This window comes from Pleomorphochaeta sp. (genome assembly GCF_050031695.1).
Classification (GTDB): Bacteria; Spirochaetota; Spirochaetia; order Sphaerochaetales; family Sphaerochaetaceae; genus Pleomorphochaeta.
This window is the reverse complement of record NZ_JBNAIC010000063.1, coordinates 1-4,564: the sequence shown is the minus strand read 5'-3', so window position 1 is coordinate 4,564 and position 4,564 is coordinate 1. Positions and strand designations below refer to the sequence as shown.

Genomic DNA, 4,564 nt, shown 5'->3' with positions numbered 1-4,564 from the left:
AGTCTACTACAGGGTCACCTGATGTGATTATACCAATAATAGGAATATCAAAAGCTTGGATAAAACCACCTTTACCTTTAGTTTGTATAGTTAAGTAGTATCCGATATCTGCATTTATATCATCAGCAAGTTTAGCACCTAATACAACACCTTCTTTATCTTTAGATATCCAATCGCCTTTAATCTTTGCATTAGTAAAATTGTAAGCATTTGATTTATCAGAATCTATAGCTTTTAAAGTTACAGTAAGTGAACCAGATGCTGGATAAGGGTCTTCATAGAACATTATTTGTGCTGAAGATATAAATTCTTTTGTATAATTATCATAACCATTATCACTTAATAATTTTTCAAGCTTAGAGCTTTGTTCTTGGTCAATTAAATAATCAATAGGAAGATAATCTCTTTCTTCAAAATACTCTTGAGCATAAATTTTCGCACTTGAAGTATCGTTATAGATTAGATTTTTATCTGAATCTAGAGCTACTCCAGTTAATAAGGATTTCATAAATATAGAAAAAACTACAGCTAAACCAATAGCAAAAGCTGTTATAATAGTTCTTTTCCCATATCGGAAAATCCCTCTTAAAGCTAATTTTAACATAAATGTCCATCCTCGAGTTTAATTATTCTTTTAACATGTTCTAGAACTAATCTATCATGAGAGGAATATATACATGTTAAGTCTTTTTCTTCATTCAATTTAGAAATTAAATCTAAAATATGGAGACTGTTTGTTTTATCTAAATTTGCGGTAGGCTCATCAGCTAAAAGAACTTGTGGGTTTTTTACTATTGCTCTAGCAATAGATATCCTTTGTTGTTGACCTCCTGATAATTCATTTGGACGTCTATTTTCTAAAGTGTCTAACCCTACATCTTTTAAAGCACTATAGCATAAATCAATTTTATCTTTTTTGTTAAAAACATTTAATTCTGCAAGCTGTTCTTTAGATAGACAGTTAAGAGCCATCTCCACATTTTCACAAGCTGATAAGACAGGAATTAAATTATAAGACTGGAAAATCATACCAACCATATTTTTTCTTATTTCAGTTTTTTGCTTTTTTTGTAGAGTTGAATATTTAATTTCATTTAATTCAATATCTCCACTAGTAATGTCATCTAAAAGACCAATTAAATTTAGAAGCGTTGTTTTTCCTGATCCTGAAGGACCTGATATAGCAAGTAATTCTCCTTTGTTTATTTCGACTGAAAGATCAATTAAAGCATGTACATCTTCGCTTTGTGATTTGTAAGTTTTTGATAAATTAATTGTTTTTATCAGACTCATTAGATTCTCCTTTTAGGTTTGATAATAAGATTTCTAAATTATTTAAATATTGATTTAGAGCTTCTTTTCCATCCTGAGTAATTTTTATATAAGTTTTTACTTTATTTTTTTCTATTTTTTTATCTTGTATAATCCAATTTTCTTGTTCAAGTTTCTTCAATTGTATACTAAGATTACCACTTGTCATATTTAAATCTTTTTTTATTTGAGTAAAAGTCGTTTTGTAAGGAGATTTTTTTGACAGATAAATTAGTATTTTTAGTCTACTTTGTTCATGGATTAATTTATCTAAATTAGGATATTTCATTATTCTGTTTTTCTCCTAGCTCCTTTAAGAAGAAGGTAATAGCAGAAAAATATTATTGTATACATAGAAAACCCTAATAGCAGTAAAGGTATTTGTAAGAAAAGCATACTAATAGTACCAATAAATATTGTAATATATCCCATATATTTAAATTCTAATATTTTCATAGTATTAGAGAAATAAATAATAAGTAATCCATAAAAAACAGTTAATAAAGGTAAATAAACCCAATTTAATTTTGTAATATAAGCAAATAAAACTGTAAAAAAGACAGCCAAAATTACAGATATGATGAAATCAATGCTATAAAAGTTATCTAAGGTTGTAACTATTGGAATTTGAGTGTTTTCACTAAAAGCTTTCATTTTTTTTGTAAAAATAAAGATAAAGTTAATAATTATAGATAGAAAAATTAAACCTTTATATAGTATAGGAAATTGTGAAAAGGTTGGATATTTAAAATATCCAAATGCAATTAATATAGTCGTTATTAGTAATAATAAAGAGGCATAAAATAGCATTTTTATAAATAGTTTTGAAAAGATAACTGGTTGAAGTCTTTTGTTTTTATTTTCAACTAATTCTTTTAGTTCTTTTATATTATTTAGAGCTTCTTTTATTTCTTTATCATCCATGTTTATCTCCTAAAGTAGTTTATAGTATAAACCTAAAATACAATATCCCATTTGTCAATATTAAAAACATGAGTATAAGATATTTATTTTTTAAAAGAAAAGTTAGTCATAAAAATGACTAACTAATATAATTGTATTAATAAAGGTTAATATTGAAAAAATATTATCTTTTTGTTGCATATTTGTTAGGAACTTGATCAGCACCATCCCAAATAATTTGTCTAAAACTCTTTGGATCGGTGTTCCCTTCAGTATTAATGAATAAAAGATTAGATTTATGATTAATATCTAAGTATTCTTTTAATTCTTCATTTCCTGGTAAAGTTAATAATTGATAAAGAGCTCCTAATGTTACAGCTCCGCTTTCACCACTAATTATCATTGGGTCACCTTTTAAAGGAGTTGCCATGATTCTCATACCTCTAGCAGCAACATAATCAGGAACTTCAATAAATACATCGGCACATTCTTTTAATACTTCCCAAGCTATTGGTGAAGGTTCACCACAAGCAAGACCAGCCATTATTGTTGATAAAGATCCATCTACAGTATGAACCTCTCCATCGTCTTCTTTTGCGCTTGCAAAAATACAACCTGCTTGATCTGGTTCAACTACTATAAATTTAGGTGTATTTTGTCCATTAGCTAAAGCACTATAGAATCCTATAACTGCAGCAGCTAAAGCACCAACACCAGCTTGTACAAAAACATGTGTTGGGAATTCAATTCCTTGACTGCTAAATTGTTTTTGTGTTTCTAAAAGCATTGTTGTATAACCTTGCATGATTCTTGTAGGTACTTCAGTATAGCCATCCCAACTAGTGTCGCTAATTACTTCCCAGTTGTTTTTTCTAGCATCAATCACACATTGTTTTACTGCGTTGTCATAATTCCCTTCAATAACTTTTACTGTTGCTCCATATGCTTTTATAGCATCTATTCTTGCTTGACTTGTTTCACTATGAACGTAAATCATACAGTCATGACCTAACATTTTAGAGGCCCATGCTATTCCACGACCATGATTTCCATCAGTTGCACTTGCAAATGTGATTGTTCCTAATTTTTTTTTGATTTCGTCACTTGTTAAATATTCAAATGATAATTGTTCATCTTTTAAGTTTAGTTTGTCTTGGAAATATCTAAATAGAGCGAAGCTTCCACCCATTACTTTGAAACTGTTAAGTTCCATACGTTCTGCTTCATCTTTGATATATATTCCACCTACTCCTAGCATGTTTGCTAAATTAGGGAGTGCTGCAAGGCGGGTCATATGGTAACCGGGAATTTGGCTATGTAGACGACGAGCTAATCTTGCAGTTTCAATAGGAAACATTTCTTTTGCTTTAGAAATGTCTTTTGTTTCATGCTTTTTAATAATCCATGAAATGTCGGATGCGTTGTTCATTTTTTTATTTTCTCCTATAAAAAGTTAAGATTATTTTTTTTACACCCGCAATGTATATCTAAACTAAAAATAATGCAAGAGTCTCTTGTCAAAAATTTAGGAAATACTAAAAAAAAAATTAATTTGATAGTGATATGCTCATAATTTTTATAAAAAATTAAATATATATCAATTTTTTTATTAGTTGTAATAATTAAAATATTATAAGTTTGTATTAATATATTCTTTTTCTTAATGTAAAACTATATTTGGTTGAAAAGTTGTATTATTTCTGATTTAGCTATTTTTTTTACAGCAAAAAAAGCTGAACCCATAGAGACAAAGACTGATGCGATAATTATCAAAATTAAATCCGAATAGTAAATATAAGCATGAACAATTCCACTGATTCTGTATCCAATAGAAGAAGAATCTTCCATGAATATAGAAAAGTCAATTCCATTTTTTTGATAATAAAGGGAAACTAATAATGCTATTATTGCCCCGATACAAGTTCCAATAAAGCCTATAATCGCTCCTTCTACAGTAAAGAGTTGATTAATATAGCTAGTTTTATATCCTAAAGTTTTTAGCATAGCTATTTCATTTTTCCTTTCACTTATGGACATTAGCATTGTATTACTTATTCCAACAACAGCTATTACAAAAGTGAAAACTAGCATTAAATATCCAAAACCCGTATCTGCAGATTGAAATTTTAATAGTTCTTCAGCTATTTGATCCCAAGAATAAGCTTCTAAATCAATAGAACTTACTATTTTATTTAGATTAGCTGTTTCCTCATTACTAATATCTTTAATTTTTGCAACATTCATTGAATAAGATACTGCGTAGCTAGTAGCAGATCCTTCTAATTCTAAATAATAGTCAATTATATCTAAATCAAAAAACATAGTTGAAGAGTCTACTACAGGGTCACCT

At 28.3% G+C, this 4,564-nt stretch carries 5 protein-coding genes and 1 pseudogene; all 6 read right to left on the bottom strand.

What is annotated here, in order from left to right; all coding sequences use genetic code 11:
- Nucleotides 1-604, bottom strand: a pseudogene (locus ACPKM0_RS11200) (hypothetical protein); the annotation flags it as partial.
- Nucleotides 598-1,293 carry an ABC transporter ATP-binding protein gene (locus ACPKM0_RS11195; protein WP_472476005.1) on the bottom strand — a complete coding sequence of 232 codons (696 nt, stop codon included), beginning with the start codon at nt 1,291-1,293 and terminating at the stop codon, nt 598-600. The gene ACPKM0_RS11195 and the pseudogene ACPKM0_RS11200, both read right to left, overlap by 7 nt.
- Nucleotides 1,271-1,600: a transcriptional regulator gene (locus ACPKM0_RS11190; RefSeq protein ID WP_472476004.1), complete on the bottom strand. Its 330-nt coding sequence runs from the start codon at nt 1,598-1,600 to the stop codon at nt 1,271-1,273. The genes ACPKM0_RS11195 and ACPKM0_RS11190 overlap by 23 nt, the downstream gene beginning before the upstream one ends.
- Nucleotides 1,600-2,235: a hypothetical protein gene (locus ACPKM0_RS11185; protein ID WP_472476002.1), complete on the bottom strand. Its 636-nt coding sequence runs from the start codon at nt 2,233-2,235 to the stop codon at nt 1,600-1,602. The genes ACPKM0_RS11190 and ACPKM0_RS11185 overlap by 1 nt, the downstream gene beginning before the upstream one ends.
- Nucleotides 2,236-2,398: 163 nt before the next feature.
- Nucleotides 2,399-3,643, bottom strand: a complete 1,245-nt coding sequence (locus ACPKM0_RS11180) for a diaminopropionate ammonia-lyase (RefSeq protein WP_472476000.1) — start codon at nt 3,641-3,643, stop codon at nt 2,399-2,401.
- Nucleotides 3,644-3,885: 242 nt separating this feature from the next.
- Nucleotides 3,886-4,564: ABC transporter permease (locus tag ACPKM0_RS11175; RefSeq protein ID WP_472475999.1), on the bottom strand; the 679-nt coding region annotated here is incomplete at its 5' end.

What these genes read in the sequence shown, in the direction of transcription:
- ACPKM0_RS11190 (WP_472476004.1), bottom strand. Translation starts at nt 1,600, where the DNA reads ATGAAATATCCTAATTTAGATAAATTAATCCATGAACAAAGTAGACTA.
- ACPKM0_RS11195 (WP_472476005.1), bottom strand. Translation starts at nt 1,293, where the DNA reads ATGAGTCTGATAAAAACAATTAATTTATCAAAAACTTACAAATCACAA.
- ACPKM0_RS11180 (WP_472476000.1), bottom strand. Translation starts at nt 3,643, where the DNA reads ATGAACAACGCATCCGACATTTCATGGATTATTAAAAAGCATGAAACA.
- ACPKM0_RS11185 (WP_472476002.1), bottom strand. Translation starts at nt 2,235, where the DNA reads ATGGATGATAAAGAAATAAAAGAAGCTCTAAATAATATAAAAGAACTA.